This window comes from Flavobacterium sp. AC105 (assembly GCF_979258495.1).
On the sequence record NZ_OZ409860.1, the window covers coordinates 919793 to 939923 of the forward strand.

At 33.5% G+C, this 20131-nt stretch carries 21 protein-coding genes and 2 tRNA genes; 14 read left to right on the forward strand and 9 right to left on the reverse strand.

What is annotated here, in order from left to right; genetic code table 11:
- Window positions 1-40: 40 nt before the first annotated feature.
- Window positions 41-2236: a DNA helicase RecQ gene (recQ, locus tag ACZ0AH_RS04050; RefSeq protein WP_463474574.1), complete on the forward strand. Its 2196-nt coding sequence runs from the start codon at window positions 41-43 to the stop codon at window positions 2234-2236.
- A gap of 71 nt (window positions 2237-2307) precedes the next feature.
- Here recQ and ACZ0AH_RS04055 read toward each other — a convergent pair whose 3' ends face one another.
- A complete protein-coding gene (locus ACZ0AH_RS04055; RefSeq protein ID WP_463474575.1) occupies window positions 2308-2550 on the reverse strand; it encodes a hypothetical protein in 243 nt (80 codons plus the stop codon).
- Between the two features lie 119 nt (window positions 2551-2669).
- Here ACZ0AH_RS04055 and ACZ0AH_RS04060 point away from each other — a divergent pair, with 119 nt between their 5' ends.
- From ACZ0AH_RS04060 to ACZ0AH_RS04075, 4 genes are read left to right on the forward strand one after another with little or no spacing between them, the layout of a single operon-like run.
- Window positions 2670-2921 (forward strand): hypothetical protein, encoded by a 252-nt coding sequence (locus ACZ0AH_RS04060; protein WP_463474576.1) that lies wholly within the window; start codon window positions 2670-2672, stop codon window positions 2919-2921.
- Window positions 2918-3184 carry a type II toxin-antitoxin system RelE family toxin gene (locus ACZ0AH_RS04065; protein WP_463474577.1) on the forward strand — a complete coding sequence of 89 codons (267 nt, stop codon included), beginning with the start codon at window positions 2918-2920 and terminating at the stop codon, window positions 3182-3184. The genes ACZ0AH_RS04060 and ACZ0AH_RS04065 overlap by 4 nt, the downstream gene beginning before the upstream one ends.
- Before the next feature lie 20 nt (window positions 3185-3204).
- Window positions 3205-4764, forward strand: a complete 1560-nt coding sequence (locus tag ACZ0AH_RS04070; protein ID WP_463474578.1) for an NAD(P)/FAD-dependent oxidoreductase — start codon at window positions 3205-3207, stop codon at window positions 4762-4764.
- Window positions 4765-4773: 9 nt separating this feature from the next.
- Window positions 4774-5862, forward strand: coding sequence for a DUF6630 family protein (locus ACZ0AH_RS04075; protein WP_463474579.1), 1089 nt, complete (start codon window positions 4774-4776; stop codon window positions 5860-5862).
- Between the two features lie 24 nt (window positions 5863-5886).
- On the opposite strand, the gene ACZ0AH_RS04080 is transcribed toward ACZ0AH_RS04075, so the two are convergent.
- The 5 genes from ACZ0AH_RS04080 to msrB form a co-directional block, all read right to left on the reverse strand.
- Window positions 5887-8049, reverse strand: a complete 2163-nt coding sequence (locus tag ACZ0AH_RS04080; protein WP_463474580.1) for a UvrD-helicase domain-containing protein — start codon at window positions 8047-8049, stop codon at window positions 5887-5889.
- A gap of 376 nt (window positions 8050-8425) precedes the next feature.
- Window positions 8426-9385 (reverse strand): quinone oxidoreductase family protein, encoded by a 960-nt coding sequence (locus ACZ0AH_RS04085; RefSeq protein WP_463474581.1) that lies wholly within the window; start codon window positions 9383-9385, stop codon window positions 8426-8428.
- A 265-nt stretch (window positions 9386-9650) separates the two neighbouring features.
- Window positions 9651-11066, reverse strand: coding sequence for an aminopeptidase P N-terminal domain-containing protein (locus ACZ0AH_RS04090; RefSeq protein ID WP_463474582.1), 1416 nt, complete (start codon window positions 11064-11066; stop codon window positions 9651-9653).
- A 204-nt stretch (window positions 11067-11270) separates the two neighbouring features.
- Window positions 11271-11888, reverse strand: coding sequence for a peptide-methionine (S)-S-oxide reductase MsrA (gene msrA / locus ACZ0AH_RS04095; RefSeq protein WP_463474583.1), 618 nt, complete (start codon window positions 11886-11888; stop codon window positions 11271-11273).
- Between the two features lie 8 nt (window positions 11889-11896).
- The gene (msrB, locus tag ACZ0AH_RS04100) at window positions 11897-12460 is read right to left on the reverse strand and encodes a peptide-methionine (R)-S-oxide reductase MsrB (protein ID WP_463474584.1); all 564 of its coding nucleotides are present in this window, start codon (window positions 12458-12460) and stop codon (window positions 11897-11899) included.
- A gap of 285 nt (window positions 12461-12745) precedes the next feature.
- Here msrB and idi point away from each other — a divergent pair, with 285 nt between their 5' ends.
- The 9 genes from idi to ACZ0AH_RS04145 all read left to right on the forward strand — a co-directional run bounded on the left by idi (window position 12746) and on the right by ACZ0AH_RS04145 (window position 16941).
- Complete coding sequence (gene idi / locus ACZ0AH_RS04105; protein ID WP_463474585.1) at window positions 12746-13282, forward strand: isopentenyl-diphosphate Delta-isomerase; 537 nt, start codon at window positions 12746-12748, stop codon at window positions 13280-13282.
- An 11-nt stretch (window positions 13283-13293) separates the two neighbouring features.
- Window positions 13294-13707 carry a 6-pyruvoyl trahydropterin synthase family protein gene (locus ACZ0AH_RS04110; RefSeq protein WP_463474586.1) on the forward strand — a complete coding sequence of 138 codons (414 nt, stop codon included), beginning with the start codon at window positions 13294-13296 and terminating at the stop codon, window positions 13705-13707.
- Window positions 13708-14166: a peroxiredoxin gene (locus ACZ0AH_RS04115; RefSeq protein ID WP_463474587.1), complete on the forward strand. Its 459-nt coding sequence runs from the start codon at window positions 13708-13710 to the stop codon at window positions 14164-14166.
- Between the two features lie 57 nt (window positions 14167-14223).
- The gene (locus tag ACZ0AH_RS04120) at window positions 14224-15192 is read left to right on the forward strand and encodes a type I phosphomannose isomerase catalytic subunit (RefSeq protein ID WP_463474588.1); all 969 of its coding nucleotides are present in this window, start codon (window positions 14224-14226) and stop codon (window positions 15190-15192) included.
- 57 nt (window positions 15193-15249) lie between these two features.
- Complete coding sequence (locus ACZ0AH_RS04125) at window positions 15250-15516, forward strand: hypothetical protein (RefSeq protein WP_026982865.1); 267 nt, start codon at window positions 15250-15252, stop codon at window positions 15514-15516.
- A 78-nt stretch (window positions 15517-15594) separates the two neighbouring features.
- Window positions 15595-15668, forward strand: a tRNA-Thr gene (locus ACZ0AH_RS04130).
- Between the two features lie 105 nt (window positions 15669-15773).
- Window positions 15774-15847: transfer RNA gene (locus tag ACZ0AH_RS04135), tRNA-Thr, on the forward strand.
- A 189-nt stretch (window positions 15848-16036) separates the two neighbouring features.
- A complete protein-coding gene (locus ACZ0AH_RS04140; protein WP_463474589.1) occupies window positions 16037-16492 on the forward strand; it encodes a hypothetical protein in 456 nt (151 codons plus the stop codon).
- Between the two features lie 125 nt (window positions 16493-16617).
- Entirely contained in the window at window positions 16618-16941 is a 324-nt protein-coding gene (locus tag ACZ0AH_RS04145) for a hypothetical protein (RefSeq protein ID WP_463474590.1), read from the forward strand.
- A gap of 63 nt (window positions 16942-17004) precedes the next feature.
- Here the strand turns inward: ACZ0AH_RS04145 and ACZ0AH_RS04150 are convergent, their stop codons facing one another.
- From ACZ0AH_RS04150 to ACZ0AH_RS04160, 3 genes are all read right to left on the reverse strand, one after another.
- On the reverse strand, window positions 17005-17724 hold the full coding sequence (locus ACZ0AH_RS04150) for a DUF4369 domain-containing protein (protein WP_463474591.1): 720 nt from the start codon (window positions 17722-17724) through the stop codon (window positions 17005-17007).
- Between the two features lie 133 nt (window positions 17725-17857).
- The gene (locus tag ACZ0AH_RS04155) at window positions 17858-18697 is read right to left on the reverse strand and encodes a hypothetical protein (protein WP_463474592.1); all 840 of its coding nucleotides are present in this window, start codon (window positions 18695-18697) and stop codon (window positions 17858-17860) included.
- 136 nt (window positions 18698-18833) lie between these two features.
- On the reverse strand, window positions 18834-20099 hold the full coding sequence (locus ACZ0AH_RS04160; RefSeq protein ID WP_463474593.1) for a patatin-like phospholipase family protein: 1266 nt from the start codon (window positions 20097-20099) through the stop codon (window positions 18834-18836).
- Between the last annotated feature and the right edge of the window lie 32 nt (window positions 20100-20131).

Below are 20131 nucleotides of genomic sequence, written 5' to 3' on the forward strand. Positions count from 1 at the left end.
ATGTGTTGCAAATTTATACAAAATACCATTAATATAAAGAATGAATTCAAACGAAATTGAAATACACAAGGAATTAAAGAAGTATTTCGGCTTTAGCCAATTTAAGGGCTTGCAGGAGCAAGTCATTACGAGTATTTTAGATATGAAGAATACTTTCGTAATTATGCCAACAGGCGGTGGAAAGTCTCTTTGTTATCAATTACCCGCTTTAATTCAGGATGGGACAGCTATTGTTGTTTCTCCTTTGATTGCTTTGATGAAAAATCAGGTTGATGCCATTCGAAGCCTTTCTTCAGAAAACGGAATTGCACATGTCTTAAATTCCTCTCTTACCAAAACAGAAATTGCGCAAGTAAAAAAGGATATTTCATCTGGTTTGACCAAGCTTTTGTATGTTGCACCGGAATCTTTGACTAAAGAAGAATATGTGGCTTTTTTGCAAAGCGTTCCAATTTCGTTTGTCGCGATTGATGAAGCGCATTGTATTTCAGAATGGGGACATGATTTTAGGCCGGAATACCGAAACCTGAAAAATATAATTAAACAATTAGGCAAAGTTCCTATTATTGGGCTTACCGCAACTGCAACTCCAAAAGTTCAGGAAGATATCCTGAAAAACCTTGAAATGTCTGATGCAAATACTTTTAAAGCATCGTTCAACAGACCGAACTTGTACTACGAAGTTCGTACTAAAACAAAAAACATAGAATCGGATATTATTCGATTTATCAAACAACATAAAGGCAAATCAGGAATTATTTACTGTTTAAGCCGTAAAAAAGTAGAGTCTATTGCCGAAGTTTTACAAGTTAACGGAATTAGTGCCGTTCCGTATCACGCAGGTTTAGATGCTAAAACCCGAGCCAAACATCAGGATATGTTTTTGATGGAAGATGTAGATGTTGTTGTTGCAACAATCGCATTCGGAATGGGAATTGACAAACCAGACGTTCGTTTTGTAATTCATCACGATATTCCAAAATCACTCGAAAGTTATTACCAGGAAACCGGTCGTGCAGGACGTGATGGAGGCGAAGGACATTGTTTGGCTTATTACTCTTATAAAGATGTAGAAAAGCTAGAAAAATTCATGTCCGGAAAACCTGTTGCTGAGCAGGAAATTGGTTTTGCCTTATTGCAGGAAGTTGTGGCTTACGCCGAAACCTCAATGTCACGAAGAAAGTTCTTATTGCATTATTTTGGTGAAGAATTTGACAGCGAAACAGGAGAAGGAGCAGATATGGACGACAATGTTCGTAATCCTAAAAATAAAATTGAAGCTCAGGATCAAGTCGTTAAGTTGCTTGAAATCGTTCGCGATACAAAACATATTTACAAATCAAAAGAAATCGTGTTTACTTTAATTGGCCGTATAAATGCCGTAATTAAAGCGCACAAAACAGATACACAATCCTTTTTTGGGTCAGGATCAGATCATGACGAAAAATACTGGATGGCTTTATTAAGACAAGTTTTAGTTGCTGGTTATTTATCAAAAGATATTGAAACTTACGGGGTAGTAAAAATCACCAAAGAAGGTTTGAATTTTATTAAAAATCCGGAATCATTTTTAATGTCAGAAGATCATGAATATAATGAATCTGAAGATGAAGCAATCGTAACGGCATCAAAATCATCAGGAACTGCAGATGAAGTTTTAATGGGAATGCTGCGTGAACTGCGTAAAAAAGTTGCTAAAAAATTAAGCGTTCCTCCGTTCGTAGTTTTCCAGGATCCTTCTCTTGAGGATATGGCTTTAAAATACCCAATGACTTTAACCGAATTGTTTAATATTCATGGTGTAGGTGAAGGAAAAGCAAAAAAATACGGAGGAGAATTTGTAGCCCTAATCAGTCGTTATGTAGAAGATAATGATGTTATTCGGCCAGATGATTTAGTAGTGAAATCTACCGGAGTAAACTCTGTAAATAAACTTTATATCATTCAAAACATTGACAGAAAATTGCCATTAAGTGATATTGCTTCTGCAAAAGGACTTACAATGGATGCTCTGATCAAAGAAATGGAACAAATTGTTTATGCCGGAACCAAATTAAATATCAAATATTGGGTTGACGACATGCTTGACGACGATCAGCAAGAAGAAATTCACGATTACTTCATGGAATCAGAATCAGATAAAATCGAAGACGCTCTTAAAGAATTCGATGGTGATTATGATATTGATGAATTACGCTTAATGCGAATTAAGTTTATTAGTGAAGTAGCTAATTAAGAAAAGTTTACAGTCTCAGTTTTTAGTTTACAGTTTTTTTACTGAGACTAAAAACTGAGACTGCGACTAAATTACAGTTCACTATAGATCTCCCCCCGATGCGGCTTTAAAGCATCACGTACCTGAATCATATTTTCATCAGTGACAACCATAAAAGCAATGGCTTGCATTTCGTTTACGATTTTAAAACCCGTAATATTTAGCGGAAGTTTTTCTATTGCGATATATTCTTTCAAATGAATTTCGTGATGTTCAGCAGTTTTTGCCGAAGCCGGACCGCGAAAATCCCAAATCAGTTTTATTTTTCTAGACATTTTTTTTAAAAGGTGCAAAGGTTGAGAGAGGCAAAGGTACAAAGTCTGTTTAGTAAATACTATTTAATTAAATTGTATATATAGTATATATGGTATATTTTTGCTTAAAATTATTTCAAATGAGAAAATTAATAGATATCGACGAAAAAACTTTAACTAAGCTGAAGGTAATTTCAATATTTGAAAAAACAAGTGTTAAAGGATTGATTGAAAATGCGGTGCAAATGTACGTGAAAAGCATGCAGACAGATCAGTTTAAAAATTTGTCGAATGAAGAAAAGGAAGATCTGGGTTTGATGATGTTGATGCAGGAAGTTGACCGAAATGATAAAGTCAGCGAAGACGAGATATTCAAAATATTAGGTAAATGAAAGTTGAATATTTAAAACAATTTTCTAAAGATTTACTAAAAATTAATGATGAGACTTTAAAGAATAATTTATTTGAAGTTATCATTTTGCTAAAAGAAACCGAAAATTTAAATCTTCTATCGAATGTCAAAAAGCTGAAAGGTAATACTGAAGCCTATAGACTTAGGATTGGGAAATATAGATTAGGTTTTTTTTTCGATGGTGAAGTAATAGAACTTGCCCGATTTGCAAAACGAGAAGATATTTATAAATTATTTCCATAAGATTTCAGAACATATACAACATGCCAAAAGAACTTTTATTACAAGTTTCTCCCGATATAGCTGCAAATGAATTGTTGCTTAAAGACTATTTGTCTAAACAAATAAAGGTTTCTCCACCGGAAATTCAGCATATTACAATTTTAAAACGATCAATTGATGCGCGCCAAAAAGCGATAAAAATCAATTTGAAAGTTAATATATATTTAAAAGGCGAACCTTTTCAGGAAACTAAAATAGAGTTACCTATATATAAAGATGTTTCTTCGGCGCAGGAAGTGATCGTGGTTGGCGCAGGTCCAGCCGGACTTTTTGCTGCTTTGCAATTAATAGAATTAGGCTTAAAGCCAATTGTAATCGAACGCGGAAAAGATGTTCGTGGACGCCGACGTGATTTAAAAGCCATAAACGTAGAACATATCGTAAACGAAGATTCGAACTATTGCTTTGGAGAAGGCGGAGCAGGAACGTATTCTGACGGAAAATTATACACACGTTCTAAAAAACGTGGCGATGTTACGAGAATTTTAGAGCTTTTGGTAGCTTTTGGAGCTTCAGAAGATATTTTGGTGGAAGCACATCCGCATATTGGGACGAATAAATTGCCTAAAATCATTGAAGACATTCGAAACAAAATCATCGAGTTTGGTGGTCAGGTTTTGTTTGATACCAAAGTAACTGATATTTTGGTAAAAAATAATGAAGTTGAAGGAATCGTAACTCAAAGCGGAGACAAAATTCTGGCGAGTAAATTAATATTGGCAACCGGACATTCGGCGAGAGATATTTTTGAATTATTAGATAAAAAGAAAATCTTTATCGAAGCCAAACCTTTTGCTTTGGGAGTTCGTGCAGAGCATTCACAGCAATTAATCGATAGTATTCAATACAGCTGCGATTATCGTGGTGAACATTTACCACCGGCGCCATATTCTATAGTGAAGCAAGTTAACGGCCGCGGAATGTATTCATTCTGCATGTGTCCGGGTGGCGTAATTGCGCCTTGTGCGACAAGTCCGGGCGAAGTGGTTACAAATGGCTGGTCGCCATCTAAGCGTGATCAGGTTACAGCAAATTCAGGAATTGTGATTGAATTAAAATTGGAAGATTTTAAACCTTTTGCAAAATTTGGAGCTTTGGCCGGAATGGAATTCCAAAAAAGTATCGAACAAAAAGCGTGGCATTTGGCTGGAGAAACTCAAAAAGTTCCGGCACAAAGAATGGTCGATTTTACACAGAATAAAGTTTCTGCAGATATACCAAAAACGTCTTATGTTCCAGGAACAACTTCGGTAGAAATGGGACAAGTTTTTCCAGGGTTTTTATCGCAGATATTACGTGAAGGTTTTACTGAATTCGGAAAATCTATGCGTGGATATTTAACTAACGAAGCCATTTTGCATGCTCCGGAAAGCAGAACTTCATCGCCGGTTCGTATTCCGAGAGATCCTATCACTTATGAGCATTTACAAATTAAAGGTTTGTATCCGTGTGGAGAAGGAGCGGGTTATGCGGGTGGAATTATTTCTGCAGCCATTGACGGCGAGAAATGCGCTTTGATGATTGCGGAAACTTTGAAATAATTTAAGCGAATGAAAGACTTCTTTTCTAATTTATTTGGTCGAAATAATGACGCGAAATCTATTGCTTCTTTTGATATCATAAATGCCATTTATTCGTATTTATATAATGAAGAAGATCACATTCATTTCAAAATGAAAGGCGTTCACAATATTGTTTCGGCTAATTTATTTACTTTTCCTGGTTCATTTGATTACGACGAAGCCAGAAATGAAGTGGAGAAAAATGGTTTTAAAAATCCGTATGAACTTTTAAATGAACTTTATAAAAAAATAAATATCGGACCTATTTCTCAAGATCAAATTGAGGAAAGACTGGAATTTGATTATTTGCATATTCAGTTCTATTCTGAGCCGCCAGCGAGAATAAAAAAAGATCTAAAACATATTTTTCATAATTTCATTATCTTCTTTTGCTGTACAAATAGTTTAGAAACCAATGATTTCAGGATTCTGTACAACAATGACTATTTTCTGGATTATACAAAAGGAATTCTGAATACGGAGTATATTGATATAAAAGATCCCAAAAATGATCTTCAGGAAATAGGTTTTAAAGAGTTTGAAAAAGTGCTGCAAGCCATTTGTCAATATATAAATATTGAAATTCCTGAAAGTGTAGAACTTCCTTCATCAGAAAATTTAATCGAAACCGAAGAGGCTACAATTGAAACTTTTGAGGAATTTATTAAGTTGGTTTCCAAAGGAAATGTGGATGAAAAATTACTTCAGAAACAATCGAAAAAGCTTTTTAAGGATTTTAAAAAAGAAACAAAAGACTATCATGCAAAAGTAGAAGGGCATTGGAACTTTTTTGAAAGTGTGAATTGCTGGAACAGCGATTGGAAATTCGATCCTGAAGATGCTGAATATTTCATCTCAGAAATGATTGGCGAAGATCTCAATTTTGAATATCCCGAAGAAACGTATAGCCATGATTTGTTCCCTTACATTCAATTGGCTTTAGAGAAACATGATCTTGAATTGATGACTTATGATACGCAAGGAGATAATTATTTGTTTTTTGTGGCAAATAAAAATGATGTTGCCAGAATTTTAGAATTATCTGAATTGACAAAGATTGAGGTTAATCAGTTGTAGAGTTTTGTCAAAAACAACATTTTTTTAGTCTTCCGGGGAGCTTTTTTCAATAACTTTTTGTCCACAATATGGACAATAAACATGCAGCTTTTCTAGTTGACTGTAGCATTTTTCACAGATAATAACTTTCTCAACAATTGAATTAGATGTATCTGTTGTTCTTACAGTAAATGCTGATGGAATTTCTTTTAAAAAACTCGATTCATTACCTTTCTCGGTAATTAAAAACAATTTGTCTTTTGCTCTTGTAATTGCAACATAAAATAATCTTCTTTCTTCTTCTAATAATAAATCGTGATTTGCTTTCTTTATTACCTGAAAAATCCGGTCTTCAAGCCAAATGTCAGGAAAGCCACCATTGCCTTCTGTAAGACCAAGAATAAATACAATTTTTGCCTCAAGTCCTTTAGAAGCGTGGATCGTTTTTGCCTGAACTTTGACGCCTGCATTTTTAAATTTGGAAAAGTAGTTGTAATACATTTTACTTCTTCGATAAAGAAACAAAATCTCATCATTTTGGACACCATCTGCCAAAATCTCTTGTACTTTATTAAAGCAGAATTTAATATTTTCTTCCTCAGTGTTACCTGCATAAACCACAATCTTATGTTCAGATTTTTTTGATGCCTGAACTTCTTTGTCGACTTTAAATTTATTATGTTTAATAACTTCATTGCTAGCGCCAACAATATTTTGTGTGCTTCTGTAATTTAGATTGAGTTTGATTGTTCTCGCATTTGTAAAATGACTTTCAAATTCGACTATATAACTCACATTTGAACCTCGAAAACCATATATACTCTGCCAATCATCTCCAACACAAAACAATTGTGTCTTTTCTGTCAATAGTAATTTAATCAATTCTACTTGTAAATTATTTACATCCTGAAATTCATCAACAAGTATGTAATCGTATTTACTTTTATATTTATTTGCAATATCTGCATGATTTTGAAAAAGTGATGTACTACGTGAAATCAAGTCATTAAAATCTAAATATGATTTATCTGTACAATAAGATACGTATTTTTTTACTATCGGAATTGCCAGTTCATAAAAATGACGAACTCTTTCATGTTGGTCATTTCGTGCATTTTTTAAGACAAAATCGATATTTATATTTTCAACTTTAATCATGTCGGTTATTCGCATGATTTGCAAAACAAAATCTTTTACTTGTTCGTGGTGTCCTTGAAATTCTTCCCTAAAATTGAGTGACACATTTTCATTATGATTTGGAGACAGTCGGTTTTTTACAATTTGATCAAGAGAATGATTAAATAAAGCAGAATCGTGAGTCATGCCGTCAAAAGTTTTTACAAGCAATAAGTTTCCCTTTTGAAATTGCTCTTCTTTATTTTTAGTGGGAAAGCTTTTGTCACTGATATGTTCTATATAAAGATTTGCGGCGGGAATGTAAAAATCAGGATGAAATGTAAAATCTTTTACATTCAGTGTAGGCTCATATTCGTATTTAATACTATGTCTGTAAAACCAATCTGCAATAAATTGCTCGGATTTTGACCGAACGCGGTTTCCGTCAAGTGTAGTAAAATGTTTTCCATCTTTTGAGATGAATTTTTGATCGTTTTTTTGAAGATGTATTTTATCTATAAGATAATCCAGAATATATCTTTTGAGTTTTAATAAATAATTAGTATCCTCACATTGTTCAATAAGCAGTTTGTGTACAACCTCAAATACAGTTTCGGGTGCAACATGCTTTGAAAGTTCATCTTCTTCTTCTCTCTTTTCATCACCAATAATCCTAAACTTATTATCAAACTCGTTAACACCATAATTCCTTAATATACTATAACAAAAAGAATGAAATGTTTTAACAGTTAAACCATCAATCCATTTGTATTTTTTTTGTCGATTATAACGTTCTTTGTCTTTATCCGGCTTGTTTACTGTTTTGTCTAAAAGCAATTTTTCATATTCTCCAGTTGTATCGGCAGAAATGATCAATCTGTCAATCATTTCATTCGCTGCATTTTTTGTAAAAGTAATTGCGAGTATGTTTGAAGGACTAATGCCCTTTTCTTCAATTAGGTAAATAAGTTTTTGTAGAAGAGTTTTTGTCTTTCCTGATCCAGCATCTGCAAGAACCAAAAGACGTTTTTCTTCGCTTATAACAGCATCTTTTTGTTTGTCGTTTAATGCGCTTAGATCTATTTTTGTCATGCGAATAATGTTAAATGAATGTCACATGGTAAAAATAAGTTATTTCGCTCAAAAAAAATATTTTTTATATGATGTTCTTAAATATGAAAAATTATCATTGGGTCATAATTGGGTGTATGTCGCCATTATTTAATTAGGTAATGATATCAATTCTATTTTCCAATCCCAATACTAATCTTGTAATAGTTTGTAATTGAGGAACTAGCAACTGCTCTAACAAAATACACATTGATTTAGAAAAGTTAAGATTGCTTCGTTTCTAGCAAAGACTAAGCTTTGTGTATGTTAGAAACTCACTACTCAGGATGACAAACGAAATGAATACTTTTAATCAAAAATAAAATTCGTAAAAATTTGTGTAATTCGTGGCGAAAAATTAAGGAATCAAAATTATTTTCCCGGTACTTTTCCGGCTTTCAAGATAATCATGCGCCAGTTTACCTTCGGATAATTTGAAAGATGTTGGTGTTGAAAGCATTACTTTTCCTTCGATAATCCAATTAAATAATTGATTGGCTCTTTTGATTCTTTCTTCTTTCGAATTTAAATAACTCCATAAATCACCTCCGGTCAAAGTTTTAGAAGTATCCATTAACATTCTTGGATCTATAGGTTTTGGATCGCCGCCCGCCATTCCGAAGAAAACGACTTGCCCGCATTCTTTTGTGACTTCAAAACTATCTGTCAAAGTACTTCCGATACTGTCGTAAACGACATCAACGCCTTTTGGAATTGTTTTAAAAATCTCTGATTTCCAATCTTCATTGTATAGAAAAACATGATCAGCGCCTTGTTCGATGGCAACTTTTGCTTTTTCTGAAGATGATGTTAAACCAATAACATTCGCACCTAACAATTTGCTAATTTGCGTTAGAAACTGACCAACTCCGCCAGCAACGGCATGAATTAAAACGGTTTCGCCTTTTTGGGTTTTATGACTATCGGTTGCCAGATAATGTGCGGTCAAGCCTTGTAGTAAAATTGAAGCGGCAGTTTCAAAAGAAATGGCTTCCGGAAGTGGCAAAACATGATTGATGTTTACGGCAACCAATTCGGCGTTCGCGAAAGGAACATCGGCGAAAGCCACACGATCTCCAATTTTATATTCGGGATGATTATTGTTGTCAACTACAATTCCGGCACCTTCATAACCGGCTATAAAAGGCGGATTTCCTTTTAAATGATAGTTTCCTTTTCGTCTGTAAACATCGGCAAAATTTAATCCGATGGCTTTCATTTCGACTAAAATTTCATCGTTTTTTAATTGAGGATTCGGGATTTCTATATATTCTAAAACATCTGAATCTCCAAAAGTAGAGAAGGTAAGTGCTTTCATTTTTTATATTTTAGGAATACAAAGTACGGGAAAATTCAGGCTAGGTTTTGAAAGGTTGTCTTAAAACTGCATAAAAAAAACCTCGCTTTAGATGAAACGAGGTTTTGGTTTTTTATAGCCACAGATTATAAGATTAAAAAGGGTTTAAAATCCAGGTCAGTTTGCCACGAATTTCACGAATTTGCACTAATTAATTCGTGGCGATTCGTGAAATTCGTGGCGAAAAAAACATTTTAATCCTTACAATCTGTGGCTTGAAAATAAATTATATTTTAGGAAATTTCATTTCGTTGAAAGTGCTTTTTTGCGCTGCCAGTTTTTCAACATCCTCCCATTTTCTTGGAGATTCTACAGATAGATTTTCGTATGAATCTTTTTTGATAGCGATATCATCTTCGATACGAACACCAATATTCCACCATTTTTTATCGCATTTACTGTTTGCCGGAATATAAATTCCAGGTTCAACCGTAATAACCATGTTTTCTTTTAGAAAACTTGTTGGTCCGCTGTAATTTCCTTTATCGTGAACGTCAAGACCAAGAAAATGCGAACATCCGTGCGGGTAATACAGTTTTACATCTTTAGGATCTGTAATAATTCCTAATTTTATTAAGCCATTTGCTAAAACTTCCTTGGCTTTATTGTTTAAATCGGAAAGGGGAGTTCCTTCTTTACAAATAGTAAAAACAGCTTCCTGAGCGTCATAAACCAGTTGATAAATGGCTTTTTGTTCTTCGGTAAATTTTCCGTTTGCCGGAATTGTTCTGGTAACATCGGCAGAATAACCGTGATATTCAGAGCCAACATCCATCAATAATAACTGATTGTCGATTTTTGTGCTGTTGTTTTCGCCATAATGCAAAATGCATCCGTTTGCTCCGGCGCCTACAATTGGCGGATATCCTTCGCCTTCGGCACCATATCTTTTGTGAATGTAAGCGTGAATTCCGTCAGCTTCATTTTCGCTCATATCAGGTCCAACTGCTTTCATAACTTCGTTGTGGGCAACGCAGGAAAGTTTAACAGTTTTACGCATTAAAACCATTTCTTCGGGAGTTTTTATTTCACGAAGTGTGTTTGTAATCGTTCTGAAAAGTTCTAATGAAGCTTCGTTTTCTGTAATAATTTCGGCTTTAGTTTTAAAAGACTCTAATAAACCTGCCAGATCAAAACCGCTTTTGTCTCTGCCAATATCCGTTGGAATTTTATCATAAATGATTTTATCGAATTTTTTAAAATCAATAGCGAAATCCTTAAAATCTTTTCCGTTATAAACATTCGAAAATCCTAGTTTTGATTTCGCGCCTTCAACTCCAAAACGTCTGCCGGTCCACATTTCTCTTGCAGCATTTCTTTCTCTCACAAAAAGCACTTCATTGTAGGTTTCGCCTGTTCCTTGCGCTTCTTTAAAAATCAATAAAACGGCATCAGGTTCTTTGTAACCCGATAGGTAATACAGATCAGGATTTTGATGATAATTGTAATTGATATCTTTTGAAAAAACTCTTTCGGGATAGGAGAAAATCACGGCTACAGAATTGGCGGGCATGAGGTTTCTAAAAGCTTCTCTGCGGCCTTTGTGGAATTCTTTTGAAAGATAATCTGTTGGAAGGTTTTCCTGCGAATGAACGTGATTAACAGTGATTAAGAAAATAAACAATACGAATAAGTGCTTCATTTTTTGGTTTTTTGATGATTGGTTTTGGTTTTTTGATTGATGCAAATTACAAAAAATATAGATTGAAAATAGTTTGCCACGAATTGCACTAATTTTCACTAATTTTTTTGCAAACCGTTTAATTTGAATTGTGAAAATTAGTGCAATTCGTGGCAAAAAAAAAGCCGCTCATAAAATGAACGGCTTCTCAGGTGAATTAAAAAATTATTTCTTTTTGAGTTTGTCTTTGAAGACTTTTTCAAACTTTTCTATTTTGGGCTGAATTACCATTTTGCAATACGGTTGATTTTTGTTGTTTGCATAATAATTCTGATGATAATCTTCGGCTTTATAGAATGCTTTAAAAGGTTCTACTTTTGTGACAATTGGGCTGTTATAAACTTTTGCTTTGTTCAATTCTGCAATAATACTTTCGGCCGCTTTTTTCTGTTCAGCATTTTTGTAGAAAATCACCGAACGATATTGAGTTCCAACATCGGCACCTTGACGGTTTAAGGTTGTTGGGTCATGCACAGTAAAGAAAACCTTAAAAATTTCATTAATATCAGTTACGTTTTTATCATAAGTAATCTGAACCACTTCTGCGTGGCCGGTTGTTCCGGTGCAGACATCTTCATAACTTGGGTTAGCGACTGTTCCTCCTGAAAATCCTGAAACAACAGATTTTACGCCGTCCAGATTTTCGTAAACAGCTTCAACACACCAATAACATCCTCCGCCAAGTGTGATTGTTTCAAAATTTGATGCTGCTTTTGGTTTAGTGTTTTGGGCAAATCCGTTTAAGGATAAGGCAAAAAGGCAAATTGCAATTATATTTTTCATTTTATAAATTATTTAGAGTCAGGGATAAAATCAAGTGCGATCGAATTCATGCAATAGCGTTTTCCGGTTGGTTGCGGTCCGTCGTCAAATAAATGACCTAAATGTCCGCCGCAACGTCCGCAAAGGGCTTCTGTTCTTTCCATTCCCAGCGAATTATCGCTTTTATAAACAACACTTTTTTTATTGTCTTGTTCAAAAAAACTAGGCCATCCGCAGCTGCTTGCAAATTTTGCTCCGGATCTAAAAAGAAGATTTCCGCAAGAAGCGCAATAATATGTTCCTTTGTCGTCTGTATTCCAGTATTTCCCTGTAAAAGGTCTTTCGGTATCAGCTTCGCGCATTACGGCGTAAACATCTTCGGGAAGTACTTTTTTCCATTCGGTATTCGTCACATTCAGTTTTGTGGTATCTGTATTCGAATAATAAGGATTTCCGGGTTTGCTGATCTTATTTTCCATGATAATAGTTTTTGTGTCCTGTTTTTTTGTGTTTTGTCCGCACGCCTGAAAAATAAATAGCGGAATTAAAAAGCAAAGGCAGAAGAATTTAGTTATTGTTTTTGTAGTTTTCATGTGGCTTTATTTTGTATTTCAAAGGTACGACGAGAGTTTGTTTTGAAATGTCGTGTACCTTACAATTGAGTTTTTTTTAAGTATGATTTAACGTTTTATTATCTACGTAAAAGTTATCTGTTTAGTTTTTAAGCTTATTTTTAAAGGTTTTTTGATGAGAAGCAAATCTTAGGTTGTTGTAGATTAAGAATTTACAAAATATATACGTAGTTAAACTTTTCACAATCTCTTCTGAGATTTTCAAAGCATTTCTTTTTTCGTATTTTTGTTAGTTCAATATGTTATATGATAGAAGAAAACGTAATATTAGTTAATCAACAAGATGAGCAAATTGGCTTAATGCCAAAACTGGAAGCACACGAAAAAGCGCTTTTGCACCGTGCCTTTTCGGTTTTTATTTTAAATAGTAAAAACGAAATTATGTTACAGCAGCGTGCTCATCAAAAATACCACTCGCCTTTACTCTGGACTAATACCTGCTGCAGCCATCAGCGCGAAGGTGAAAATAATATTGAAGCAGGAAGCAGAAGATTGTTTGAAGAAATGGGTTTTAAAACCGAATTAAAAGAGCTGTTTCATTTTATATACAAAGCGCCTTTTGATAACGGTTTGACAGAACATGAGCTTGATCACGTGATGATTGGGTATTACAACGAAAATCCGGCTATTAATTTAGAAGAAGTAGAGGATTGGAAATGGATGAAAATTGAAGATGTAAAATTAGATATTGAAAAGCAGCCCGAAATTTATACCGTTTGGTTCAAAATAATTTTTGATGAATTTTATCATTATTTAGAAGACCATAAATTTAACCAATACTAACCAAAAACCTAATGAAAGTAACCATATCAAGAAAAGCGCATTTTAATGCTGCACATCGATTGCACAGAAAAGATTGGACATTTGAAAAAAACGATGCTGTTTTTGGAAAATGTAATAATCTCAATTTTCATGGTCACAATTATGGGTTAACAGTAAGTGTTACAGGTAAAATTGACCCGGAAACTGGTTTTGTTTTAGATGTGAAAGTATTAGCGGATATTATACGCGATGAAGTAGAAATACCGTTTGATCACAAAAACCTGAATCTGGATGTTCCGGAATTTCAGGATTTGAATCCAACTGCAGAAAATATTGCTGTTGTGATATGGAATAAAATTAGAAAAAGAATTCAACCCGATTTTGATTTAGAAATTGTTTTGAATGAAACGGACCGCAATTTTGTAACTTATAAAGGAGAAAATTAAATGTCATTAAAAATAGGAGATATAGTTCCGAATTTTACTGCAAAGGATAGTCATGGTGAAGTTTTTGATAGCAAAAGCATTTTGGGAAGAAAACCAATCGTGATTTATTTTTACCCAAAAGATAATACCCCGGGTTGTACAACAGAAGCTTGCAGCTTTAGGGATCAGTACGAAGATTTTAAAGATTTAGGAGCCGAGGTAATCGGGATAAGCAGTGATAGTGTAAAATCACATCAAAAATTTGCCAAAAAACATCAATTGCCTTTCATTTTGTTATCAGATCCTGATAAAAGAATACGTCATCTTTTTGGCGTTCGGGATAATCTCTTTGGTCTTTTACCGGGAAGAGTAACGTATGTAATAGATCGAAATGGTGTTGTCATTTATATTTTTGACAGCATGAACGCCGCCAAACACATTCCGAAAGCCTTAGAAACAATAAAAGAATTAGTATTATAAATCACAAAAATAGTATTACATCACTGTTGAATAAATAGTGATATTAGCCAAAAAAATATGAGTCAGAAAACATATCCATTACAATTTGAGCCCATTTTGAAAGACAGAATCTGGGGAGGAGAAAAACTTAAAACAATTCTTAATAAACCTATTACTTCTAAAATTACAGGTGAAAGCTGGGAATTATCTACCGTAGAAGGCGACGTAAGTGTTGTTGCAAATGGTACATTAAAAGGCAAATCGTTGATGGAACTTATTGACGAAAATCCAAATGAAATTTTAGGAACAGAAGTTTACAAACGCTTTGGAAAACAATTTCCGTTGCTTTTTAAATATTTAGATGCGAGAGAAGATCTTTCGATACAAGTTCATCCAAATGATAAATTAGCAAAAGAACGTCATAATTCATTTGGAAAAACCGAAATGTGGTTTGTAACCCAAGCTGATCCTGATGCCAGAATTATTGTTGGTTTTAAAGAAAATTCAAGTAAAGAGGAATATCTAAAACATTTAAATGATAATACATTAGTTTCTATTTTAGATGATGTAAAAGCAAAAGCCGGAGATGTTTTCTTTCTGGAAACCGGAACCGTTCATGCAATTGGAGCAGGATTAGTAGTTGCCGAAATTCAACAGACATCTGATATTACCTATCGTTTATATGATTTTGATCGTGTAGATGCTCAAGGAAATAAAAGAGAACTTCATGTAGATTTAGCGCTTGATGCTATCAATTATAATAAAGTTGAAACTCAGAAGAAATACGATTCAAAAGCGAATACTTCAAATGAAGTAGTTGATTGTCCTTATTTTACCACCAATTTTTTACCATTAGACGGCAAAGTTGATGTTTCTAAATCAGGAGCATCATTTACGGTTTATATGTGTATCGAAGGAAGTTTTGAAATTGAATATAATGGGTTTAAAAATACGTACATAAAAGGTGATACTGTTTTAGTTCCGGCTGAGATAAATGCATTTATTTTGAACGGAAAAGCTTCAATTTTAGAAATTTACATTTCATAGGGCTAAATATAAAGATTATATGTACTTTTGCAGACGCAAATTAAAATAAAAATAAAAATGGCAAACGTTAAAAATTTAAAGAAAGATATCAATTTCGTATTAGGAGATATTATTGAGGCAATTTACTTATTCGAAATGTCTACAACAGGAAATCCTACTCCAGAAACGAATGCTTTGATCGATCAGGCTATCGCAGCTTTTGATACTTTGATCACTAAAGTGAATGCTAAGAACGTTGAAAACAAAAAAGCGCACTTCAAACAAATCAATGTTGAATTGGAAGAAACTGCTAATCAATTGATTGCTAAAATCAACGAATTGTAAGCAAAAAAAAGTATAAAAAAGTGCAAATTTATTTTGGTAAAACGAAAAACCGCTTTATATTTGCACCCGTAATGAGTCGCCAGCGTAGCTCAGTTGGCTAGAGCAGCTGATTTGTAATCAGCAGGTCGTGGGTTCGAGTCCCTCCGCCGGCTCAACATAAAACCATCACTTTTAGTGGTGGTTTTTTTATTAAATAAACTTGTAAATTTATTTTGGAAATACAAAAAACCACTTTATATTTGCACCCGTAATGAGTCGCCAGCGTAGCTCAGTTGGCTAGAGCAGCTGATTTGTAATCAGCAGGTCGTGGGTTCGAGTCCCTCCGCCGGCTCAACGTAAAACCATCACTTTTTAGTGGTGGTTTTTTTATGCCCGAAAGTTAAAAAGGAAATTCCAATTTTTAAATTCCAAATCCCAACTTACATCATTTTGTGTTTTGTGTTTGGAATTAAAATTTAGAATTTCACTTTCAATCATTTAATTGTCTATGTTTGTTTCTTAACCAGAAAAATTATTACACATGGAAGAAACTTCAGTTTTTGAAAAATTTGAATTGCAGCTTGACCAAACTGCAAAAGACTTTTTAAGGGAAACCGCCAAATGGGCTTATTTTTTAGCAATTCTTGGATTTATAGGAATTGGTCTTATTGTGGTAATTGCAATTTTTGCAGGAGCCATTTTTTCTACATTACAAAATATGCCTGGAATGGCAATGTATGGCGGTTCATTTGGCACGATCATAAGTGTTGTTTATTTCTTAATGGCGGCTCTTTACTTCTTTCCGGTTTATTACTTGTTTAAGTTTGGTTCAAATGCAAAAAAAGCTTTTAAGGATACTGACTCTGAAGCATTAACCGCATCTTTAGGATACTTAAAATCACACTATAAGTTTGTTGGAATCCTGATGATTTCGATTTTAGTATTATATGGTTTGATTCTTGTTTTTGCTGTTTTAGCTGGGCTTTTTGCCAGATAGATAATATATTAGATTCTAAGAAACGTCCCGAATTTCGGGACGTTTTACTTTTATAAGTAAAAGATCTAAATTATATTTTGAATTAAAATTCTTACATTTGTAGCGAATTACAAAAACGTTACGAAATGGAAGATGCTGTAGGATTTGAAGAAATCAAATTAAGGAAAGATGAATTTGCAAATGATTACATAAAAGAAGAAACAAATGAGCCTAATCTTTTATCTGTCTTTGGTTTTGTTGGTTTTGGTTTAGCGGTTTTTACAGCACTTATTAAAATGCTGGCAGAGCCTTTCCTGAAAATGTTTTCGTTTTCTACTGATTATGATGCAATTCCCGGAGTAGCAAGCACATTTGGACTTGTATTTGCCGTTTTTTGGTTTATTTGCGCAACTTTACTTCTTTTCTCTCTGGTATTTAAACTTTGCTATAAATATTTAAAAGATCTATAAAATAATACATAAAAAAATGCCCTGAATATTATTCAGGGCATTTTACTTTTTATATTTCAAAAACTAATTTTGAGGTTGCTGCTTTTTAATATCAGCTACGTATTTTATTAGTTTTTTTCCGTAAAGAGATTGTGCAACTTTTGGAGTCATCGATTTTTGAATTGTATCCAAAAATTTAATGTTGATATCATAAATTTCAGCTAAAGCAATATAAGGCGCTATTTCGTGATCTTTGTTGTTGATGGCAAAGTTCGTAGCGTATAAATATTTTCTTTTGATATTAGATTGTTGTTTTAGATCTAAACTATCAATAGCTTTTTGATCCTGTCTTTTTATGGCTTTAAATTTCGCTTCAACCATAGAAAGGTTTTCATCCGTAAAACGAGAATTTATTTTTTGATATTGCTCGTATAATTCCTGATTTTTAGATCCTGTAACTTTTGCACTAAAGATAAAATTGTCAAGATTTGTATCAATATTGATGTTTCCCGGTTCTGCAAAAAACAAAATATTATTGTCTAATGAATTTGTTACACCGCGATCCAGGTATAAATAAAGCATTTCTGGTGACTTTAATTTTATGTCGGTTTCAAAAGCTGAATTTCCATCTATTTTGATGCTGTCAATAGCAACAAGAGAAGTGTCAACAATTCTTTGAATGTATAAAGTTCCTTTTTTTAATCCTTTTATATTTCCTGTAATGTGCAAATTGTCAGCAGATTCTTTTTTGCTGCACGATGCTAAAAGCACAAGGGCAACAAAGGCAATAATTGATTTTTTCATTGGTTTTTTAGATTTTGGTGCAAAATAAAGAAAATAGTTTAAATGTATGGAAGTAGGGTTTAAATTTTACAAAAAATAAATCCCAATCTATTTCTAAATTGGGATTTGTAGTATTTTTTATAAATTAATCATTCTACATTAGTAATTGATATACAGATCCGTTTTCGTGCGTATAAGTGTATTTGCTATCGCAGTCATTGTTGCCATAATCAATAACTCCGTTAAAAAGACCTCCCTCAACTTTTAGTTTTCCTTTAGAAACAAAAGTGCAGGAATATTTTTTTACCAGTGTTTCCAGAACAGTCAAAGTCAATGTCCCTTTAACTGAAGTTACCATAAGACTTCCATCGATCATTTCGTATACATTATCATCTAAAATAAAAGGAGTATCGACACCTGCAGTTTGCTGAACTGTGTGCATACCTGAATTTGTGTATACTCTTCCTTGCAAATCTGTAAGTTTTCCGTTTGTTACTTTTCTGGTCCATTTTGGTACTGCAGGAACTGTTGTAACATTTGTATATTCAATTGTCCCTTCTAATTTTAATCCGTTAATCGAATAATCAATTCTTTGAATTGTCATTTTACTTCCGGTTGCAGCTACAGGACCTGAAAGTGTAATTTCTAATTTTCCCTTTCTGGTAAGCTGATTTGTCGTACAGCCTGTCGTTCCGTAATCTAGCGTGTATACTCTTGGGTAAGTATCTGTTGTTGGTGATACTGTAATTGTAGCGCAAATTCCGGGTGTAGGAGTTTCAGTTGTTTTTCCTGTTGTATTTACAGGTTTTGATACCAATAATCCAATATTAATATCCATTTCGTTTACGGCATCAATAGCTACCGAAGCGCCAACTGTTGATAAATCAGTCTGGGGCGTATTATTGTCGATAAGATTATCATCGCTGCTGGAGCATGAAACATACATTAGTGCTGTTGCACAAATTGTTAAGATTGAAAAGATGGTTTTTTTCATAGTAATATTTTGTTTTAAGTGAGATTGGGTATTCAAATGTAATAAAAATGAATGCAATAAAAAAATCCTTCAAGCTGAGCTTAAAGGATTTATAAACGAAATTATATAGAAAAATGTTTTATGAATAGTTCATTTTTTAGACAGTTTGATAATATTCACTTTTAGCTTTTCGGATTTTTTTGTATTCTTCCCAATCAAATTTATTTAAAAATTCTGCCGCTTTTTGTGCGCCACGTATAAAGAGATCAATTTTTGCATCTTCTGTAAGATTGAAATTAAGCCAATTATGACTTCCGGTATCAATATATCCAATTAAGTTTCTGAAATCCGGGTTCTTTCTTAAAAATTCCGAATCATATCCATATCTCGCCGTATCGAACATTGAGCTTACAACGTTGGTTATTTTCTCGTTTTTATTAATTTCATTTTTATCATATCCCAATTTAACACCAAAAGTAGGAGAGGCGGGAACAGTTAAATTTTCATGAAAAATATCAATAGGGAAATTTGAAATTATACCGCCATCCATAAACATAACTTCTGCCGGAACAGATGTTCTTAAACAAGTTGCTTCGTTCCATTTTTCCCAGGCTTCAACTCCGCCGGGAATATTTTTAATTTTGAAAGGCGTAAAGAAAAGCGGAATAGACATTGACGCCCTGACAAAATCGGCTGGGTTTTGAACATCGGGATTTGAATAAAATAAATCAATCATTTTTGGAAAAATAATTTTGCTTTCAGTGGTAATATCAGCAGCAATAATTGCCATTTCGCTCCAGTGATCTGGTCTGTCGTAATCTTCTTTATCACCAAGTTTTACTTTATTGATTCGGAATAATTTATTTTGGTCCGAAACTCCTTTTAGTCTAAGCGCTTTTAGATCAGCATAATTTTTGATTCCTTTTTGAGAAAGTAAATTCGTCATCCATTGATGAAAATTATTTCCGGGATTCAATCCCAAATCATCTTTAAAATTATCCACAACCTGACATCCTTTCATAATCAGTTTAAGATTGCTTGCATCACTTAATAAAGCATCAATAAATTCGCGTGCATCATGATCGCCATCAACAAAATCATATAAGTTTTTATTGCACAAACAATCTAATATCCATTCTGATTTTTCAATATCAATTGTGCCGGCTGCCGCCATGAGCATAGTATTAATACTTCCGGCTGATGTTCCGGCCAAACTTAAAAAACGGATGCCCATTTTTTCTAAAACATACACATAACCCACCAAAGCAATTCCTAATACACCACCGCCTTCCTGAACTAAATCAACGTATTGATAATTGTTAGAATCTACAATGTCTGAGAATTTCTTATCCTTAATGTCATCTTTTAATTCTTTTAGAATAGTTAAGATTTCTCCATTTTCAGTAAATTTTTTTTTATCCATGATTTTTTATAATTAATATTGATAATCAGTTA